Source organism: Paenibacillus montanisoli, from assembly GCF_003268025.1.
Taxonomy (GTDB): domain Bacteria; phylum Bacillota; class Bacilli; order Paenibacillales; family Paenibacillaceae; genus Paenibacillus_Z; species Paenibacillus_Z montanisoli.
The window spans coordinates 24,900-44,698 of the sequence record NZ_QLUW01000003.1 but is presented as its reverse complement, the minus strand read 5'-3'; the positions used below and the strand labels follow the sequence as shown (position 1 = coordinate 44,698).

The following is a 19,799-nucleotide window of genomic DNA, read 5'->3' as shown; positions in this document are numbered from 1 at the left end:
AAATTACGATCATCGATTATTCCAACCCGTCCAGCGCCTCAAGCGACTGCAGCACATGGTCGATCAGCTCCGGCAGATCCTCTATCTGCTCCTCGTTGATTTTACGGTTGAAATGCAGCTCGATTTCGTTGTGATAGCTGACCGGTTGCTCGCCATAGGCGAAGCTAAGCGTCTGCGTAGGCGGCAGCTCCGGCTGCCATAGCGCCGTCAGCTTCTCTTCGATTGCTTTACACGTCGCCGCCGTATCGTGAATCGGCATAAAGAACCGCAGCCGCAGCGTGCAGCCGGGGTTCCCTCCTTGATCCAGCAGCTCAGCCGCAATATCCTTCAAGGATGCTTCCAGCCGGATTTCGGCCGTAACGCCGGCTCCGTTCGCGAGCGTAAATTGAATGGCGAATACACGCGCCATGACCGCCATTTCCAGCCTGTCAATCCGATGCGTAACCAGGATTTGGCCAGAAATGTTATCCAGATCGTAAACTTGGTTCTCGATCGCTACCTTCAAATTATCGAATACAGTCGGATCAAACATCTCGAATTCACTCCTCTCGCTGTTCGTGTTCTTCCCTACTACGATTACTACGCAAGCAAGCGAAAAACCTTCCAGATCCTTGCAGGAAAGACAAAGTTGACATTCCGGTCCACTTTCGTATAAAGTATTCTCAAGCAATTACAACATAAAGCAATGATGGAAATCAGCAGCGTTTCAAATCCTGCTTCCAGAGAGCCGGCGGTTGGTGCAAGCCGGTACAGGTTGAACGTGAATTACATTCCGGAGCTTCTCGTCCCGAAACTGCAGGCGCCTGCAGAAGGGGCAGACGGCCGTCAGCCGTTACTTGACATGGAGTGGAGAATGCCGCGGCGTTCTCAATTAGGGTGGTAACGCGATGACTCGTCCCTGTCTATGACAGAGGCGGGTCTTTCTTTTGTTTGACACTTTTTTTGGAGGGATTTCCGATGACCAATGATGTACAAAGCAAGTTCGATTTAGTCGATGATCTGGAGTACAGAGGCCTGATTCACCAACTGACCGACGTGGACAATTTCCGCAAAAAGCTGCAAGACGAGAGCGTCACGCTCTACAGCGGGTTCGATCCGACGGCCGACAGCCTTCATATCGGCCACTTGCTTCCGGTTCTATGCCTGCGCCGCTTCCAGCAAGCGGGCCACATTCCGCTCGCCCTGGTCGGCGGCGGCACCGGTTTGATCGGCGACCCGAGCGGCCGCTCTACCGAGCGCTCGCTGAATACGTCGGAAACGGTAGCCGAATGGTCGGAAAAATTGAAAAACCAGCTGTCCCGCTTCCTGGAATTCGACCGTGAAGGCAACCCCGCCAAGCTGGTCAGCAACTACGATTGGCTCGCGCCGCTTGACGTGATCACGTTCCTGCGGGACATCGGCAAAAATTTCACCGTCAATTACATGCTGGCCAAGGACTCCGTCGATTCGCGTCTTGCGAACGGCATTTCGTTCACGGAGTTCAGCTACATGATTTTGCAGTCGTACGATTTCTACAGGCTCAACCAAGACCATAACTGCACCCTGCAAATCGGCGGCAGCGACCAATGGGGCAACATTACGGCAGGTCTTGAATTGATCGGCAAAATGGGCGGCAGCGGCGCTTTCGGCATGACGATGCCGCTCGTCACGAAGAGCGACGGCAAGAAGTTCGGCAAAACCGAGTCCGGCGCCATCTGGCTCGACCGGAACAAAACCTCCGTGTACCAGTTCTACCAATTCTGGATCAACACGGACGACAACGATGTCGTGAAGTTCCTGAAATACTTCACGTTCTTGTCGAAGGCGGAAATCGAAGCATTGGAAGCCGAGCTCCAGCAGCATCCGGAGCGCCGCGCTGCACAGCGCGAGCTTGCCCGCGAGGTAACGAAGCTTGTGCATGGCGCCGATGCCGTCGTCACGGCCGAGAAGATTACGCAGGCGCTGTTCTCCGGCGAATTCGTACAGCTTAGCGAAGAAGAACTGATCGAAGCGCTGCGCGATATGCCGACGACCGTATTCGCTGCAGATCAAGAAGAGAGCCACCTGATGAGCCTGCTGGTTGAAGTCGGCGCAGCTCCTTCGAAGCGCCAAGCGAAGCAGGACATCGACGGCGGAGCCGTTTACGTGAACGGCCAGAAGCAATCGGGCAGCGACACCGTCATTCCGAAAGACCAGCGTTTGCATGGCAAATACCTCGTCATTCGCCGCGGGAAGAAGAACTACTTCCTGGCCCGGTTCGAATAAGACAAAGAAACCCGTCATGATCGCCATGTCGGGTTTCTTTATGAGCGCATATTATTTTTCCCAACCGCTTCTATTCCTCCCCGCTTCTTAATATAGCTTCTACTATTCTAAAGGGCGAGGTGACCGATCATGGAATGGTATTTGAAGGTCTTGAACAACTACGTTGTCTTCGAAGGAAGAGCCCGGCGCAAGGAATATTGGATGTTCGTTCTCTTCAACGTCATCATTTCCCTCGTGCTCTCAGGCCTGGCCCGCATGCTGGGGATGAGCTGGATCTCCTCGATCTACTCGCTGGCCGTTCTGTTGCCGGGCTTAGCCGTAGCGGTTCGCAGGCTGCATGATACTAACCGGAGCGGCTGGTGGCTTCTGATCAATTTCGTACCGCTCATTGGCTTTATTATTTTCATCGTCTTCATGTGTCTGGAGGGCGATCCTGGCGATAATCAATATGGGCCGAACCCGAAAGCTTTCGCGCCATAAGGTTCTGCGGCAAAAAAAGCCGCTGTCCATCTGGACAGCGGCTTTACCTGTTTTAAGGAATGAATTGCTGCACGATCCGTACAACCTTGCCGTTCTTCAACGTGAGATGATACGGAAACTCGCTTATGTCGATCTGGCTATCCGCATGATAGATCGATTCGAACTTCGCGAGAGAAAAGGCTTGGTTCCACTCCGCCTCCTCATTTACGAGGCTGCCGCCGCGATCGTAAATCTGCATAAGGACAGCGGCGTTCGGGTCAACCTCCAGCGTCTCCGCCGTCTCATCGTCGTTCACGATGTAGTAGCCGTCCGGCGCATAGTCTAAGCCGGCATCCGGTTCTTCCTTAACGAAAGCCGCATCCGCAGCTTCACCCTCGTACCACTCGATCGGGTCGGCCTGCAGCAGCAGCTTGCCGTCTAACTGTTCCATCCCATTGATGTAGACCGTAATCATGTCAGGAGTTTGGGTTACAGGCATGTAGCCCTTATTGTCGACTGCGTATGCAGTTGAAATACAGGCCGCCAATCCAAGAATGGTCAGCGCGATGCCTAGCGCATGTCGCTTCATAATCGCCATCTCCTCGCTCGCGAAACGGATGCGAGACTTGCCGTTTCAGCGCGGCCCGCCTCTATCTTTACTATACTTCTTTTAAATAAAAATGATAGATTGAGAGAACTCGAAAACGTTAAAGATTAAGTAAAGCTTTTGTCGCTTCGGAACGAATGCGTCGGCGTTCCCTTTACGCCAGGCTTCCAGGCAAAAAGCCCGCCGGCGTGCGGCTCGCCGCCGCGCGTTTCCTCCGTCAACCCGATGCTTGCCGTCGTAATGTACAGCGTCTCCAGCCCGTCGCCGCCGAAGATGCAGGAGCTTGCTTTGGCCACCGGAACGTACACGGAATCCAGCTTCTCGCCCGTCGCCGGATTCCATCTGGACACCTGCCAGCCGTCCCAATGCGCAATCCAGAGCATGCCTTCGCCGTCGATCGTCATCCCGTCCGGGAAGCCCTCCTCCGGCTGGAAATCAATCGCTAACCGCGGATTGCGGATCGTGCCCGACTCGCGATCATAGTCGAACGCTGTCACCGTCTGCTTCATCGAATCGATATAGTACAGCACCGATTCGTCCAGACTCCACGCGATGCCGTTCGAGACGCCTACGTCCCCGTGCACCTTGCTGCAGCTTAAATCATTGTCGAGCACGTAGAACGACCCTGTGACATCCTCCTCGACATCCTGCATCGTCCCCGCCCAGAAGCGGCCGGCTGAGTCGCACTTGCCGTCATTGAAGCGGTTTTCGGGCAAATGCGCTTCCGGATCGACGATCGGCGTAAGCTCGCCCGTCACGCAGTGATAGCGCTCGAAGCCGTCCCGCGTCGCCAAAATGACGGCGTTGCCGTCGGCAGCGTCACAAACGACGGCGCCTACCGGCTTGCCGATGTTGAACGTCTCGTTGCTCCCCGTAGCCGGGTCAAAGCGGCTGAACGAGCCGCCAGTAATATCGACCCAATAAAGCTTCTGCTGTTCTGCATTCCAGCACGGCCCTTCGCCCAATATGGCTCTGGCGTCGAGCACCAGCTCCGCCTTGCGTGAATGCTGCTGCTCCCGTGACGATTGTGCTTGTGATTGCTGCATCTCCCGTAATCCCCCTTACAGATTGGTTGTCATTCCAATTATTCGCGATGAGCTCGTTCCACCCCTGCAAGCTCATCACCTGCTCCCTTGCCAATGAAGCGAAAAGGCGCCCGCTTCCGGACGCCCTGTCAGCTTCGGTCAGTTTACTTGACCGTTTCGCGTTTTTCCCAGCCCTGCTTGAAGAGCGGCAGCCAATTGCCGACCTGGTACGGATGCTTGTCGATTTCCGCCAAATTCAGCTCGACGCCCAGACCCGGTCCTTCCGGCGGCAGCAAGTAGCCGTTCTGCACCTTAAGCGCGGGCTGCAGCACATGCTCCTCCCAAGGCTCGTTAAACTCATCGAAAATTTCATGCAAATAGAAATTCGGCGTCGCCATGTTCAAATGGCTGCATACGACCGAGCAGACCGGCCCTTGCGCGCTGTGCGGCGCCGTGACGCCGTTATGGGCGTGCACCATGCCGCAAATTTGCTTCGAAGCCGAGATGCCGAGGAACTGCGGCTCCAGCTGAATGATGTGCACCGCGTCATGCCGAAGCAGCTCGGCGAACTGTTCCCGCGAGTAGTAGTCCTCGCCGCAGGCTACCGGCACCGGACTGCGCCGCGCCACCTCGACCATCGAGCTGATCAGATGCGGCGGAACCGGCGCCTCGAACCAGGTCGGCTCATATTTCAGCATCGCATCGGCAAACTGCAGCGCCGTACTTACGCTGAAGCGGTTATGCCCTTCGATGAGAATGTCGACGTCCGGGCCGACGGCTTCCCTGACCGCCGTGATGTTTTCGATCGCCGCCGAGAAGTCTTGGCGGCTGACAGTCCGCCACGCCGCGCCGAACGGATCGAATTTCAAGGCCGTATAGCCTTTATCCACGACGATCTTCGCCTTCTCGAAGAAATTCTCCGGCGTATTCGGACCGCGGTACCAGCCGTTTGCATAGCAGCGAAGTTTATCGTGGCAGCTGCCGCCCAGCAGCTTGTAGAGCGGCTGATTCGTCACCTTGCCCATGATGTCCCAGCAAGCGGTTTCAATTGCCGCCAGCGCTGAGCCTTGAATTTGCCCGCCGTCGGAGTAGACGTCGCGGAACAGCTTAAGGCTGATCGTTTCGGTATCGAACGGGTCGCGTCCGATAACGAGATGCTTCAGCTCATGGATGGCGGCTTCGACGGTTTTGGCAAAGCCGTTCAACGTGCCTTCGCCGAGTCCCGTAACGCCTTCATCCGTGTCGACGAGCACGAACAGCCAGTTTTTCCAAGGGTTGCCGAGAATGTACGTGCGGATATCCGTAATTTTCATCTGCTTGCTATGCCTCCCAATCGCTTGATAGATTCAAAGTAGCATAGCGCCCCAAGAGCGACAAGATGTCTAACTTGTATACATCAACTTCATCAGAGCATGATTTTCTTTACGTACTCGATATGCCGCTGGATGAGCCTCACCGACAGCTCATGGTCCGTGCCCGCCAGCGCGTGCCTGATTTGCCAATGCTCCTCCATGCTTCCGGCTAGCCGCTTCTTATTGCGGTCGAAGGTGGTCCGCACCACAAGCAGAAACTTGTCCTGGATGCGCGACATCACCTCCGTGTATTCCTCGTTATCCAGTCCGGCGATGATCATCGCATGAAATTGCCGATCCAGCTCCACGTAACGGATAATGTCTTCGCGCTCGATCGCTTCGGCCTGCTTCGCCAAGTTGGCGTCCAGCCCCGCGAAGAACCCCGCATCCATCTTCCCCGTCAGCCGCCGGACGGCAAAAGTTTCGAGCGACAGCCGCAGCTCGTAGATTTCGAGAATTTTCTTGAGCGACACCTCTTGCACGGTAACGCCCTGCTTCGGAGAAAGCTTCACGAGTCCCATCATCTCCAGCCGGTCGAGCGCGGAGCGGATCGGCGTCTTGCTCATGCCGAGCAGCTCGCTCAGCATTTTTTCGGACAGAAACATCCCCCCGTGCCACTCGCCGCTAACAATCCGTTTCTTGATCGCCTCGAAGGCCTGATCACGCAGCGTCACCGTAGCAGCTTGCTTCTCCATTTGGCCGCCCCCTTTCGAATCGTCTCTCTATGTTATACTACATCAAATTAGTACTTCACACGCATGTTAACGTTAGTTCGATCGGGCCGCCTGGTTACTATTGCGAGCTACGCGCGAAAACGGCAGCCATATTTCTGGCTGCCGTTTCTACGCCTATCCAAGTCGGTTTATTTTTTACTTGCAACGTAAGCATCATACTGTTTCTGGGCTTCCGCCTGAACATCTCTGATGCCCGCGGCTTCCAATTCCTCCATCATCTTCGGCAAAGTAGTCGCGGGATCAAGCGTTCCGGTATTAAGTCCGCTTGTGTACTTATCTGCAATAACTTTGATGGCAGCAACCTGTGCAGATACATTGGTGATATCGAAAGCAAATCCGATCGAATTCGTAGCTTTCAAATCCTTATAGCTATCGAAAATTTTCTCCCACATTTTCGGATCTACTTCGACGCCTTCGGAAGCCTCTACCGTGCTCAGAGAGTAAGAACCTTGGGAGAAGGCCCATGGAGCGTAGTTATCGCGGCCAAGTTGCGTCCGGACAGCAAGACCTTCCTCATTCTTATTCCAGTGTTCGCCCAGTATGCCATAACGGAGAATGTCGCGATATTCCTGATTGGTGTTGATCAATTCCTGAAGTTTGAGAGCTTCGTCGATATGCTTGGAGTTAGCCGAAATCGCATTCATCGCGCCACGGATGGAAGCGGTGGAGAGGTACGGACCACTGTATTTGGATATCAACTGAGTGTACCCGTCGCCACCGGACCAGATCGCATCCGCTCCATAGAAACCCTGGCCATTCTTGATTGCTGAATATTTGCCTACATCGTCAACGGTAGCTGCATCCTTGTTGATGTAACCGGCCTCGTACCATTTGTGCAGAGCTGTAAGACGGTTGGTAAGGTCAGGATGCTCATACGTGATCACAATTTTGTTTTCGTCGGCTGTTCCGATCGCGGAATACGGAATTCCGAGCATGGCATCATTGTTAATCATGTCATAGCTGCTGGCAATTCCCGCAAAACCGGCCTTAGTCATCTTCAGAGGGTATTCCGCATTGGCAGCAGCTGAATCGCCGGCTTTCCATGCATCCTTAGCAGCCTTGAGGAAAGGTTCGATCTCAAAGAAGTCCATTTTATCATTGACTGTCATCTTCAAGTCATCTACGAACAGAGCCTTATCGAAGCGCCAGTAAATTTCAGCGGCATAGTCCTTCTTGACCGGAATGGCATAAATCTTGTCGTTTACTTTAGCGCCATCCCATACCACTTCAGGCATGGTGTCATAGAGTGCCGGGGTCAAGGTCTTCACTTTATCGGTGATGTCCGCAAAATAGCCTGCCAGAGCTTGTACGGCATAGTTGTTGAACCACTCGCAAGTAAACACCATATCAAATTGTTCGCCGGATGATAGGGCAAGTTTCGTTTTTGCATCATCATAATACAATGTCTTCACTTTTACGTTGATGGCCGGGATGGAGATCTTGTTGAGCGCTTCTTCAACTTTTGCCTGATCTACAGGTACTTTGCCTGGGTCACCCATGATCCAGATCAATTCTACAGGTTCATTCGCGCTCTTCGATCCGCCATCGGAATTAGCAGAAGTTCCAGAGTCATTATTGCTGCCACACCCCGCTGTTGCGAACAAGCCACATGCCAATGTCAGAGCTAATGCTTTCTTTTTCATAGACGCCCTCCTCATAATATATGCACCGGAATAGTCCGGGTACTGCCTCTTCTAAGGCTTATCCCTTCACCGCTCCAATTGTTAGGCCGGAGATAAAATATTTCTGGAAGAACGGATAGGAAAGGGCAATCGGAATCACCACGAGCATGACGATCGCCATGCGCATGGATTCGGATGGAAGTTTGCTGCCAGAGCTGTCCGGTGACATGTACTGGGCGCTGCGGCTCAGAAACTCCATGTTTTTCTCAATGCTGATCAGAACATACTGCAAAGGATACAGCTCCTGATGGCTGGACTGGATGTAAAGCATGGCGCTGAACCAGTCATTCCAATAACCAAAAGAAAGGAACAGTCCAATGGTCGCCAGTACAGGCAGAGAGATGGGCAGCACAATGCTGAAGAAGATTCTCATTTGACTCGCACCGTCGATCTTGGCAGATTCTATAATGGAGTCAGGGATCGTAGTTTGAAAAAAAGTCCTGATGATAATCACGTAGAAAGAGGATACGGCAATAGGCAAGATCAAGGCCCAATAGGTGTTTGAAAGCTTCAGCATCTGGGTGTTGACCAGGTAGGATGAAACCAGACCGCCATTAAAAAGCATAGGAATGAAAATAAAAATCGTAAAAAACTTTTTGAGTTTATAGGTTGGGCGGGATAACACATATCCCATGGTTGCATTGAGGAACAAGCCCACAATCGTTCCAACCACCGTTACAAAAACCGAGACAAAAGTTGCGGTGCCGATGGAACTGCGCTCATGCCACAAATAGGAATATGCATCGAACGACCATTGCGACGGAAAGAAGCTATAGCCTAACTTTTCTATAGACTCATTGGACGTGAGAGAAATAATGCCTACAAATATAAGGGGAATCACCGATATCAATGCAAGTAAGATAAATACCGCACTGAAGATGATGTTGGTCGGAACGGATATACGGTTGAATCTCTCCGTTGCACTCATTTCTCTCCGATTTAATTGCATTCAGTTACCTTCTTTCGGCTAAAATAGCGAGTTCTCGGAGTTCATTCTCTTCACGATCCAGTTGGCTGCCAAAATAAAAATCAAGCCAAGCACCGACTGTAACACGCCGGCTGCGGAAGCAAAGCCGATATTGTTGAGACCCGTAAGCGCCTTGTATACATACACATCAATCGTCTGTGTCACATCTACCAACGGGCCGGAGTTTCGCGGCACCTGATAGAACAAGCCAAAATCGCTGGAAAAAATACGTCCAACCGATAAAATAAACAAGATCAGGATGATAGGCTGCAGCATGGGCAGCGTTATGTATTTGACCTGTTGCCATTTGGTGGCGCCATCGATTATGGCGGCTTCATATAAGGACTCATCAATTCCTGCTATGCTTGCTAAATATACGACCATTCCATACCCTATAGATTTCCACAGGTAAACGATTACCAGAATATAAGGCCAGTATTTGGGCGTCATATACCATTGAATGGAATCTCCCCCGGAATGTTCGAGCATGTTGCTGATCAGGCCGTTCTCTGAACTCAGAAAAGCAAATACGAAGTAACTCACGACCACCCAGGAAAGGAAGTGCGGAAGAAACATGGACGTCTGGGTCCATTTCCGCATCATTTTGGAACGCAGCTGGGAGATCATCAAGGCTAACGCGACAGTGACAAAGGTGCCCAATAGAATAAACACGACATTGTATAAAATCGTATTTCGGAACATGATCCAGGCATCCGGAGTCATAAAGAGGAACTTGAAATTGTCGATGCCTGCAAATTTGCTCTTAAGCAAACTTCCGATAAATCCGTTTCCCGGTATGGGCCTGTAATGTTTAAAGGCAATAATGATCCCGAACATCGGCACATAGCAGAATGCAAGAAACCATATTGCAGTAGGAACAGCCAGAAATGTCAATTCAAAATCATCCTTGTTGAACCGTCGCTTTACACGCAAATAAGTTAGCCTCCTCGCTGTCTAATGGCTCGACACTTCCATTTAAAGCGCTTACATTTTAGATATTAAATATATATTGATACCATAAAAAAATCAAGCAAAATTTACATTTACTATAAAATAATGGTAGGTTAATAGTTAATTCGCTGAATATTTACAAGCTGTTCACAAGTGCTGCCCGACCCGATTCAATGCGCCCCGCGGCACCGCGAACGCCTGCGCCCGCTTCAGATTGACCGGCGCGCCGCGAACGATCGTCAATGCCTTATAATATTCGATGAACGGGAACCCGTACGTTTCTCCACGCGCGTAAGCGTACACGTTCATTGCCTTGACCCAGGTTTCGTAAGCTTCATCTGGAATATCAATGAACACTTCCGGATTAAAGTCGTACGGATCCTCCCAGTTGTCCGCATAATATAATTTGCCGACCCAATGGGCCGGGAGATCGCGCTCGATCGTTTTCAGCCCGGCGTAGAAGCGAGCGTCGTTCACAATATCGAACGTATTCGAATGGTCAATGTGAATGCTGCCTTTCCAGTGCGTGATAATAATATTCGGTTTGATCTCGCGGATGATGTCCGCCACCTGGTACTTCACTTCGTCATTACGGGCAGCTCGGCGTCTTTGTAAGACAAGAAACGAACGTCAGCGCCGACGATTTCGGCGAACTTCTGCGCTTCCTCGATTTTTTGCTTGCCGTATTCGTCCGGAGTCAGCCGCGGGTGCCCTTTCTCCCCCGGCGTCAAATGCAGGAAAGTCGCCCGATGCCCTTCTTGGGTATACTTGGCGATAACAGCCCCCGCCGTCAAATCCATATCCCCCGCATGTCCGCCGATTGCCAAAATATGCGTTTTTTGATCCGTCATCGTTTTTCATCCCTTTCGTTCTATGAGATTAGTTGATGCTAATCCGTCAGCGATGCCGCAATCGCATTATGCATGCGTGCGCGCAAGCCGGCAATCGACTTGTCTCGGCCGAAATGCACCCGATTGGTCAGCAGAATTACCGCTAAGTCGCGCGCCGGGTCAATCCATAGGCTCGTACCGGTAAATCCGGTATGTCCGAAACTGCGCGGGGAAAACAAATCGCCCGACGCATCCATTGGGTCGCCATGCAGCACCCAGCCTAGCCCCCGGGCTGCCCCGCCCAGATGAGCCGTATCATTGCACACGGCCGCCTCCACCGCAGCACGGGAAAACATGGAGCCGCTGCGATCCAGCCAAATGGCAGCGTAGCTTGCCAGATCGGCCGCTGTGGAGAACAAGCCTGCATTGCCGCTGACACCTCCAAGCGCAAACGCATTCTCGTCATGCACGCGCCCCCATCTGAACGTTCCAAGCTCCGGATCGTACTCCGTCGCGGCAATGCGCGGCTTCCACGGCTCCGGCGGGTTGAAGCAGCTATTAAACATGCCGAGTGGCCGAAACAAGCAGGTCTCCGCCGCCTTATCCAGCGTCATCCCAAGCAATCGCGAGACGAGACGCCCGAGCACGATATAACCCAAACAGCTATATACGACTTTCGTAGCCGGCTCGCAAACGAGCGGCTCGGCACAGATAGCAGCCATTATATCGTCAGGCGCAAGTCCGTGTGAATAGAAATCACGATGCGCGGCCATTCCGGAAGTATGCGTAAGCAGCTGCCGCACCGTCACTTCGCCCTTTCCATTCGCAGAGAACGCCGGAAAATAGGCGGATACCTTGTCGCCATGTGCAAGTTTTCCCTGAACGACCAGCTGCAAAATGAGCGGCAGCGTAACGACAACTTTCGTAAGCGACGCGCAGTCGTATACCGTATCCGAAGTGGCGGAAATTCGCGTCTGTCCGTCGATCAGCGAATATCCCGCCGCGTGCATAGCCGTCATGCCGCGCCTTAGCACAAGCACCGTCCCGCCGGGAATCCCGCCTTGTTCGACTTCGCTGTCGAGCAATTGCCAGGCGGCTTCAAGACGCGTTTCATCAATTCCCATCTGCTGAAACTTATCTGCGGTCGCCATCTTATCCGACACCTCCTGTACGCTCGACGCTTTCTTCGAAGTATTTCTAAGCAAACAGATACATGAGCAGGAGTAGAATCAGACTGAGCATTCCAGTATTCACGAGCAAGGACACAAAGCCTGTGTCAAAAATTTCCAACGTAAGCGATTACAACAAAATCATATTCGATCTGAAATTTTATTTCAACACAATTTTGTTTGTTGAATTTTTATGCTACCCCAGCGGCAGGCGGCATTGAAGTTAGCTGACCTGATGGGCTCGGCTTCCTCGTGTTATCATTTCAGCCAATCGACAAGCTAGACGGATGGCGGGGGGACATCATTCATTTTGCTTAATGCCATCATGGCGGCGCCCGCCGCTGCGTCCCGTTTCGGAAGAATGCAGGCCATCTCCGGGTAACGCTGGGCAAGGTTATACAGAAACGCTCCCTGCAAGCGGGCGTTATGAAGAAGTACGCTGCCGTCCATGGCCAACGTCCCCCGCTGCAGGGACAGCCTCTCCGCAACCGGAACAACAAGCCCGACCAGCGATTGTGCGCTCCGATCGGCGATGCGCAAGGCAGCCGGGTCTCCCTGTTCGCAAGCCTCGGATAAGATCGGCGCCAATGCCGCAATTTCTTGCTTGTTCCGATTCCGATCATAAACGAAGCCGACAAGTTCCCCAACCGACTTAAAGCCGAGTCGATCGAACACCATTCGGGTAATGACCGTTGCCGAATCCCGGCCGTCATAGGCTCGAACGACGGCCGTGAGCAGGTCTCGACCGATGCTGTAGCCGCTGCCTTCGTCGTCGATCAGATGCCCGAAACCGCCGGTGCGATGGGATATGCCTGACTCGTTTATTCCATAGCAAATAGAACCGGTTCCGGCGATGACGATCAATCCGTTATTGCGCTCCAGCGCTCCATGCAACGCAGTTTCCTGATCGCCTGCGATCGTGAGGTCACCCATATATCCGCAATCCCGAATCGCGGCGGTCATCCGGGCGGGCACTGACGGATTACTGACGCCCGCCGCTCCTATGCAGACGTGCGCGCAGCGGTTTAGCCCGCCGCACGCCTCCGCCAGTTCCGCAATAATTTCACTGAACGTCCCGCGAATGCTATCATCGTCTTGACCATTGTAGTTGATGGCTCCGGAATCGAAACGTCGAATCGTCCGGCCCTCCTCGTCCACGATGGCGACAGCGGTTTTCGTGCCGCCTCCGTCTAACCCAGCCGCGTATTTCATACGCTCTTCACGTCCTTATCCCAGTCGATACAGGGGAATTGTTCCAGGCGGAGTCTCTGCTCCACTCAGAATTCGGACCAGCGGCCCGATCCGTCATGATCACGAAGGACATCGTCCCCGGCACTTTATTCTTCTCGATCTCCGGTAACAGAATCAATAGAGGTGATAGAGCCGCTTGCGCTCTTCGAACGCCCGGCTTTCTTCCCGGAATTGTTCCAACAGCGCAGGAAGTTCTAGCGACTCATCCCGAATTAGCCGGTCGCCGCACAACAGGTCAATGAACGGCCGCGAGCCTTCCTTTACCGGGGGCAAGAACGCGAACTCCGCGAACATCCGCCGGATCGTATCCAGCAGCGTGACGCCCGTCTCGATGGGCATCACGGAGCGGACGTCCGTCACGTATAACTGCACGCCCCCGCAGCGCTCGCCCTGATGCTTCGAAGCCGTCGGTTTGAAATAAACCGGCCGGAATCGAACTCCCGGCAGCGCATAGCCGTTCATTGCATCCGCCAATCGTTCCGGTTCGATGTACGGAGCCCCGATCATTTCGAACGGGAACGTCGTGCCACGACCTTCCGACAGGTTTGTTCCCTCGAACAGACAGGTGCCGGGATACAGCAGCGCCGTCTCGAACCGCGGGATCCCCAAGGAAGGATGCACCCACGTACGGCCGGTTTCCGGGAACAACATGCCGCGCTCCCAGCCTTCACAGCGCACGACGTGCAGATCGGCGTTCCAGCCCATTTCCGCGTTCGCCATCGTCGCGACTTCCCCAGCCGTCAGACCGTAGCGTACCGCAAGCGGGTAGTTGCCGACGAAGGACTGGTAACCCGGCTTCAGAACGTTGCCCTCTACCGTCACGCCATCCAGCGGATTGACCCGATCGAGCACAACGAAAGGCTTACCGGCTTTCGCGCAATCTTCCAGCGCATACAGCATCGTATAAATAAACGTATAATACCGCGTGCCCACGTCCTGGATATCGTATACGACCATGTCCACCTGGTCGAGCATCTCAGGCGTCAGCCGTTTAGAATCTTTGCGGTACAGACTGTACGCCATAACGCCAGTGATCGAATCTACGTATGTGTCCACCGGATCTCCGGCGTCCTGATCGCCCCGCACCCCGTGCTCCGGCGAGAATAGGGCGGCGAGATGGAACCGCTCGTTCAAGATTTCGATCGTCGAAACGAAATCTTGCGTCAATCCCGTCGGAGACGTGATCAAGCCCAAACGTTTGCCCCGCAGCAGATGGGCGGAGGACTCTATATTGTCGATGCCGTTGCGGACCATGACCATGCGTGTATGGCCTCCTTGAAAAATAATGACTGGGAAAGCCTCTTGTCCCCGAACGATAAAAGGCTGTCCGCAGAAGTGCGTAGACGCTTCAGGACAGCCTTGCGGCAAACGGCTTACAGCTCTCTTCTCATGACGGCAAACTCCCTGACGGTCCGGAACCCGGCCTTCTCGTAAATACGCTTGGCCGGATTTGTTTCACCGGTGTACAAAGACATGTAATCCGTCCCGATGTCCTGGAACGCATCACAAAGCTTGAAAAACAGCAGAGAGCCCAGTCCGTGCCCCTCGTGCTCAGGATGAACCCCCATACCGGTAAAATACCCTCGGCCGTTCTCTTGGCGAATGACCGGCCCGGCAAATCCAGCCGCTTGCCCCCGGCAAGCGGCAAGCACGACTGGCACCCCGTCCCGGAGGCATTCCGGGATTTCCTTAGACCACAGGGGATTGTTTAATCGATCCAGCAAGTCCGACACGTCGTGAACGGAACCCGGATCGAGCAGTCCCACAACGTATCCTTCGGCAAGCGCTTTCATTTCCTTCGCCCGGCTCTCCTCCGGCACAACGAAGTCCGCAAGCGGGAGATACATGGCTTCTTGCCGGGAACGCTCCTTATAACCGCGGCTCAGCAGAAACGGAAACAAAGTGCCGTCGACCGGCACGCCAGGCGCATTGTTGTGCTCATGCTTCGGCGTATCCGGAATATACCAGGGCAGCCTCATCGGGTTGAAAAACAGCACTTCCGCTTGCTTCTTGCCGAGTGTCCGAAAACGCTGTTCCAACGCTTCCAGCATCACCGCGAAATTTTCTTCCGTGGAGCTGTCCTTTGCCAGCACGATGCAGGTGATGTACCCCGCAATGTCCCCCATCGGCAGATCGTCCCCCGTACAGCCGCATGCGAACCCTTTCACTTCGTTGCCATCCTGCAGCACGAACGTATTTTCCGGATCGAAGTAGGGGCTGGACCGGAAAATCTGCCGGAAGGTCTGGTCAGTCAACTCCTTGTAACCTTCCTGGACCGCTTCCGCATTCCATAATGAAATAACAGCTTGCGTAAACCGGTCTTCCCATGTCGAGAGCATCATTATGTCCATCTCCCGTCAACTTCAGTTTTTCCGTCGGAACGAGCCTATGAATGGCACGCGTGGATCGCTGCCTTGAGGTTGCCTTCGCTCAGATCGAGTGCCGCTTGCGCTTCCGGAGCGGAAAGTCCGGTTTCGATCATCAAAATCGCGAGCTTGCAATTCATGGAGGCCTTCTCTAGAGCCGCGGCTGCGCCTTCGGCATCGATGCCGGTCGCGATTTGCAAAATCCGGATCGACCGATCCTCCAGCTTCTGGTTGCTGGGCTTCAAGTCTACCATCAAGTTATTGTACACCTTGCCAAGCTTCACCATCGTAGCGGTCGTCAACATGTTCAAGACCAGCTTCTGAGCGGTGCCCGCCTTGAGCCGCGTAGACCCCATGATCACCTCAGGACCGACGACGGGGGCAATGCAGATGTCACAAACAGCTTCCAGCTTCGTACGCTTGTTATTCACCACGCCAATCGTCGCCGCACCGATCTCTCCCGCTTTCTTCAAAGCCGCGATGACGAACTCCGCGCTGCCGCTGGCCGAGATACCGATGACGACGTCACGATTCGTCACGCCGCATCGCTCGATCAACTCCGCCCCCGCCACCTCATTGTCTTCGAATCCTTCGACGGCAGTCCGAAGCGCGGTGTCCCCGCCCGCGATGTACCCTTGCACCAATTCGGGATCGACGCCGAAGGTCGGAGGGCATTCCGAGGCATCCAGCACGCCCAGCCTTCCGGACGTTCCCGCGCCGACGTAGAACATTCGTCCTCCGTTTTTGAGCGCTCGATGCAGAAGCTCAACCGCTTCCGTGATTTGCGGGATTTCCTCTGCGACCGCAGCAGGAACCTTGGCATCTTCTTGGCTAAGCAGACGCAGAATTTGCTCTGTCGAACTTTCGTCGATCGCCAGCGTATCCCGGTTCGTCTGCTCCGTCGTCAATCCCGCAAGGTACTCGTTCATATGCATTCTCCCGCCCTGTTTTGTTGGTGTCGATCATTCCTTTTGTTTGACGATCTTCCTGACTCTCCTGGCTGTATTTACATGAAATCATCTTAAGGTCTAGCGAACGGTTGCGTCAATGGATTTTGAAATTATTTTTCAATATGAAATATAATATTGTATTATTATTTCATTCAATATAGAGAAAAAGCCGCTCTAAAGCGGCGCCACATCCGGGGAAGCACTTATTTCCTGCGCTTCCCTGCCAGGATGTTATGAGTTTTTGACAAAAACTTCTGGACCTTCTGATACTCGGCGCTGGCCACTCCGGCGAACAGGACATCGATGACGGAGAGCATGGCGATCCGCGAGCCCATTGCCCCGCTTCGCATCGTAATCTCTGGCGTGGAGATGTTGAGCACGATATTCGATAAGTCCGCCAGTTCGCTCTTGTTATATTTCGTCAAGGCGATCGTCGTGGCTCCATTCTTCCGGGCGATTTCGAGCGCGTCCAGGATTTCCGCGGTATCGCCGGAGTTCGACACTAAGAACGCCACATCGCCCTTGCCGAGTAGCGTGGCGGCCGTTAGCTGGCTGTGCCCGTCCGTGTAGGCATGGCACATTTTGTTGATGCGCGAGAATTTCTGTTCCGCATCTATGCACACCAGTCCGGAGGCGCCGATCCCGAAAAAAACGATTCGCGTGCTTTCCCGCAGTACTTTTATCGCTCGGGCGATCTCGTTCCAGTTGATGACGCTGATCGTATCCTCGATCGATTTGATGTTATTTCGGAAAATATTGGCGATAATGACGGGAAGATCATCACCAGGCTGAATGTCGGTGTACGGATCCTTCTGGTCCTCTTCCATGTAGCCGAGCGAAGCCGAAATGCTGACGATGAAGCCGCGGTAGCCGCTGTACCCCATGGTTTTGCAGAAGCGGAGCACCGAAGCATCGCTCGTCTTACTGAATTGAGCCAGGTTTTTAATGGAAAGGTGGGGGATTTCCTCGGTGTTTGCGAGAACGTATTCGGCCACCATTTTCTCAACCGGCGTCAGACTGTCCTTCATGTCCCGGATCTTGATCAGAATATTATCGTGTATCGCCATTACATCTCCCTGCCCATTCTGTTGGATTCTAGCTAAATAGTACGCTTGGCATCGACAATTTACAAGAAACCAATGAAGATTTACCGATCGCGCTATTTTCACGCCGGACGACAGGAATCGCGGCCAGGATAAGCGCATAAGAAAAGGAGTATGCTGCCGGTAAAGCGCATACTCCTTTTTAATCGATACCGCCGTTTATCCGGGAAGCTCCACCCATTGATAAGGGGACTCCGCCGCCTTCATACCGTATTCGATAATCGTGATGATGGCGATCGTTTCCGACTCCTCCACGAGCGGCTTGCTCGTTTCGAAAAACGTAATCAGACCCTCGATGAACGAAGCGAAGAAATCCGATTCGACCTTGATCGATTTCGCATGTCCCGAAGCGTCGTTTAACGTCATGCTGAACGGGCACTCCCAGCCGAAATGGCGCACCTCCGCCTGTTTGCCGTCCCCAAAATCAATAATCAACGCTGGGGAATTGTCCGTTCCGATCCACATGAGCCGCTGCGGACGGTTGCCCATCAGGGACACGATCGGCTCGATTTGGTGAATCGAATAGTTTTCGAACCTGCCTGGTCCCGCACTTGCAATCGTTCTGATCGCTTCACGGTCAATATCCGCATATTCGGAAGCGAACCGGAGCGCGGAACTCGAATACATCGGCGTTCCGTACCGGCGACCCAGTTCAAAGAGTGCCAAGGCGGTTTTCCGGTCCGGCGTGAAGGTCTTATCGATATATGTCGGTTTCCCCGAACGGAGAGGGAGCTGCGAAAGCTCCTCGTGAAATTCAGGATGGTCCGGAGACAGAACGATCAGGCAATCGCTTTTCTCCACGACTTCCTCGATCGTGCCGAGCAGCTCGATTCCTTTGTTCGCGCACCAATCCGCATTGGAGGTGCCGCTCGGAGAATCGGCTTTGCCGTATGCATAGATAACCTTGTATTGTCCTCCGGATGCCTGTTCAAGCCATTCCGGGTACTTTTCCGCATGCCATTCATCAAGAAAATAATCGATAAATCCCACTTTTTTCATGGCAGAGCACCTCAGTCCGCTTAAAGTTTGATTTCCGAGCCGCTCTCCGACGAATCATAGATCGCCTGCATGATTTGTGCAGAGAGAATAACGGTATCAATATGCGAAGCTAACTTCTCCCCGCTTCCGATGCATTGAAGAAACGCGTCGATTTCATTCTGGAACATGTTCCCCATGTTGAATTTCGGAGTCGTTTCCAACAGCGCCCCGTGCTGCGCGCTGTACAGCTTGAAATCGGAGCCGTATTGAAGCCGGATGCCTGCCTTGTCCCCCAGGAAGTCGATATACATTTCGTCTACGCCGATGTTTTGGGCCCAAGCCCCGTTCAGCGTTACAGTCGGGCCTTCCGTGCGAATCATCGCGGTAACGAAATCGTCGACGTCGTACGTACCTTCATAGTTAGGCGGACCTGCCCACATGTTCAAATAAGAATAGTTCTTCATGTCGCGGCCCAATTTACTGTAAGCCTGCCCTGTAACCGTCTTCGGAAGCGGATCTCCCGTGCAATACATGACGATGTCGAGGAAGTGCACGCCCCAGTCGATCAAGGCTCCGCCGCCTGCGATCGCCTTGGTGGTGAAGGCGCCGCCGAGTCCCGGAATAGAACGCTGAGAACGGAAGCTGACGTATACATGGTAAATTTCGCCTAACTCGCCGTTTTCGATCATTTTTTTGATGATGTTAACGCCGGTATTAAACCGGTTTACCACTCCGATATTCAGTACTTTCCCCGTTTCGTGCTGGACCTTCTGCATCTCGAGCGCTTCGGCGTAGGTGCGTGCGGCCGGTTTCTCGCATAAAACGTTTTTGCCAGCGCGCAGGCAGTCGATCGCGATCGTGGAGTGGACATTGTTCGGCGTGCAGATGGATACCGCTTCTATTTCGGGATCGTTCAATACTTCCCGGTAGTTCTCCACAGCCGTACCGCAGCCGTAGTCCTTAACGGCTTTTTCGGCCTTGTCGCGGATAATGTCGCAGAAATATTTGATCTCCGCATCCGGATTGGCGATGTATGCCGGGATATGGGCGGAATTGGCAATCGTGCCGCAGCCGATGACGGCAACCTTAATCTTCTTGGTCATGTTGTACCTCCTGGGTTATTTTTTTCTT

Annotated in this window: 18 protein-coding genes, 1 pseudogene and 1 other annotated feature; of the genes and pseudogenes, 2 read left to right on the top strand and 17 right to left on the bottom strand. The window is 53.4% G+C overall.

What is annotated here, in order from left to right:
- Positions 1 to 16 precede the first annotated feature (16 nt).
- Positions 17 to 532, bottom strand: a complete 516-nt coding sequence (locus tag DL346_RS16140; RefSeq protein ID WP_112883194.1) for a hypothetical protein — start codon at positions 530 to 532, stop codon at positions 17 to 19.
- A 144-nt stretch (positions 533 to 676) separates the two neighbouring features.
- Positions 677 to 903 (top strand) — a binding site (T-box leader).
- 54 nt (positions 904 to 957) lie between these two features.
- Between DL346_RS16140 and tyrS the strand changes: the two genes are divergently transcribed.
- Together tyrS and DL346_RS16130 are read left to right on the top strand one after the other, a co-directional pair.
- Positions 958 to 2,244, top strand: a complete 1,287-nt coding sequence (tyrS, locus tag DL346_RS16135; RefSeq protein WP_112883193.1) for a tyrosine--tRNA ligase — start codon at positions 958 to 960, stop codon at positions 2,242 to 2,244.
- A 129-nt stretch (positions 2,245 to 2,373) separates the two neighbouring features.
- Entirely contained in the window at positions 2,374 to 2,724 is a 351-nt protein-coding gene (locus tag DL346_RS16130) for a DUF805 domain-containing protein (RefSeq protein ID WP_112883192.1), read from the top strand.
- Positions 2,725 to 2,776: 52 nt separating this feature from the next.
- Here the strand turns inward: DL346_RS16130 and DL346_RS16125 are convergent, their stop codons facing one another.
- The 16 genes and pseudogenes from DL346_RS16125 to DL346_RS16050 form a co-directional block, all read right to left on the bottom strand.
- A complete protein-coding gene (locus DL346_RS16125) occupies positions 2,777 to 3,292 on the bottom strand; it encodes a hypothetical protein (RefSeq protein ID WP_112883191.1) in 516 nt (171 codons plus the stop codon).
- 125 nt (positions 3,293 to 3,417) lie between these two features.
- On the bottom strand, positions 3,418 to 4,356 hold the full coding sequence (locus DL346_RS16120; RefSeq protein WP_112883190.1) for an SMP-30/gluconolactonase/LRE family protein: 939 nt from the start codon (positions 4,354 to 4,356) through the stop codon (positions 3,418 to 3,420).
- Positions 4,357 to 4,499: 143 nt separating this feature from the next.
- The gene (locus tag DL346_RS16115) at positions 4,500 to 5,648 is read right to left on the bottom strand and encodes a mandelate racemase/muconate lactonizing enzyme family protein (protein WP_112883189.1); all 1,149 of its coding nucleotides are present in this window, start codon (positions 5,646 to 5,648) and stop codon (positions 4,500 to 4,502) included.
- A 92-nt stretch (positions 5,649 to 5,740) separates the two neighbouring features.
- Positions 5,741 to 6,382: a GntR family transcriptional regulator gene (locus tag DL346_RS16110; RefSeq protein WP_112883188.1), complete on the bottom strand. Its 642-nt coding sequence runs from the start codon at positions 6,380 to 6,382 to the stop codon at positions 5,741 to 5,743.
- A 167-nt stretch (positions 6,383 to 6,549) separates the two neighbouring features.
- The gene (locus tag DL346_RS16105; protein WP_165822533.1) at positions 6,550 to 8,064 is read right to left on the bottom strand and encodes an ABC transporter substrate-binding protein; all 1,515 of its coding nucleotides are present in this window, start codon (positions 8,062 to 8,064) and stop codon (positions 6,550 to 6,552) included.
- Between the two features lie 58 nt (positions 8,065 to 8,122).
- Positions 8,123 to 9,052: a carbohydrate ABC transporter permease gene (locus tag DL346_RS16100; protein ID WP_112883186.1), complete on the bottom strand. Its 930-nt coding sequence runs from the start codon at positions 9,050 to 9,052 to the stop codon at positions 8,123 to 8,125.
- Positions 9,053 to 9,070: 18 nt separating this feature from the next.
- Positions 9,071 to 10,003 (bottom strand): ABC transporter permease, encoded by a 933-nt coding sequence (locus DL346_RS16095; RefSeq protein ID WP_240633230.1) that lies wholly within the window; start codon positions 10,001 to 10,003, stop codon positions 9,071 to 9,073.
- Positions 10,004 to 10,168: 165 nt separating this feature from the next.
- A pseudogene (locus DL346_RS29815) lies at positions 10,169 to 10,821 on the bottom strand (PIG-L deacetylase family protein).
- Between the two features lie 89 nt (positions 10,822 to 10,910).
- The gene (locus DL346_RS16085) at positions 10,911 to 12,002 is read right to left on the bottom strand and encodes a serine hydrolase domain-containing protein (RefSeq protein WP_240633227.1); all 1,092 of its coding nucleotides are present in this window, start codon (positions 12,000 to 12,002) and stop codon (positions 10,911 to 10,913) included.
- A gap of 297 nt (positions 12,003 to 12,299) precedes the next feature.
- Positions 12,300 to 13,232 (bottom strand): N-acetylglucosamine kinase, encoded by a 933-nt coding sequence (locus DL346_RS16080; RefSeq protein WP_112883185.1) that lies wholly within the window; start codon positions 13,230 to 13,232, stop codon positions 12,300 to 12,302.
- A 153-nt stretch (positions 13,233 to 13,385) separates the two neighbouring features.
- Positions 13,386 to 14,525, bottom strand: coding sequence for an exo-beta-N-acetylmuramidase NamZ family protein (locus DL346_RS16075; RefSeq protein ID WP_112883972.1), 1,140 nt, complete (start codon positions 14,523 to 14,525; stop codon positions 13,386 to 13,388).
- Between the two features lie 119 nt (positions 14,526 to 14,644).
- Positions 14,645 to 15,613, bottom strand: a complete 969-nt coding sequence (locus DL346_RS16070; protein ID WP_338066314.1) for a GNAT family N-acetyltransferase — start codon at positions 15,611 to 15,613, stop codon at positions 14,645 to 14,647.
- 44 nt (positions 15,614 to 15,657) lie between these two features.
- Positions 15,658 to 16,566, bottom strand: coding sequence for an N-acetylmuramic acid 6-phosphate etherase (murQ, locus tag DL346_RS16065; protein ID WP_112883184.1), 909 nt, complete (start codon positions 16,564 to 16,566; stop codon positions 15,658 to 15,660).
- 224 nt (positions 16,567 to 16,790) lie between these two features.
- On the bottom strand, positions 16,791 to 17,654 hold the full coding sequence (locus DL346_RS16060; RefSeq protein WP_112883183.1) for a MurR/RpiR family transcriptional regulator: 864 nt from the start codon (positions 17,652 to 17,654) through the stop codon (positions 16,791 to 16,793).
- A 195-nt stretch (positions 17,655 to 17,849) separates the two neighbouring features.
- On the bottom strand, positions 17,850 to 18,689 hold the full coding sequence (locus DL346_RS16055; protein WP_112883182.1) for a Gfo/Idh/MocA family oxidoreductase: 840 nt from the start codon (positions 18,687 to 18,689) through the stop codon (positions 17,850 to 17,852).
- 20 nt (positions 18,690 to 18,709) lie between these two features.
- Entirely contained in the window at positions 18,710 to 19,771 is a 1,062-nt protein-coding gene (locus DL346_RS16050) for a Gfo/Idh/MocA family protein (RefSeq protein ID WP_112883181.1), read from the bottom strand.
- Positions 19,772 to 19,799: the final 28 nt, after the last annotated feature.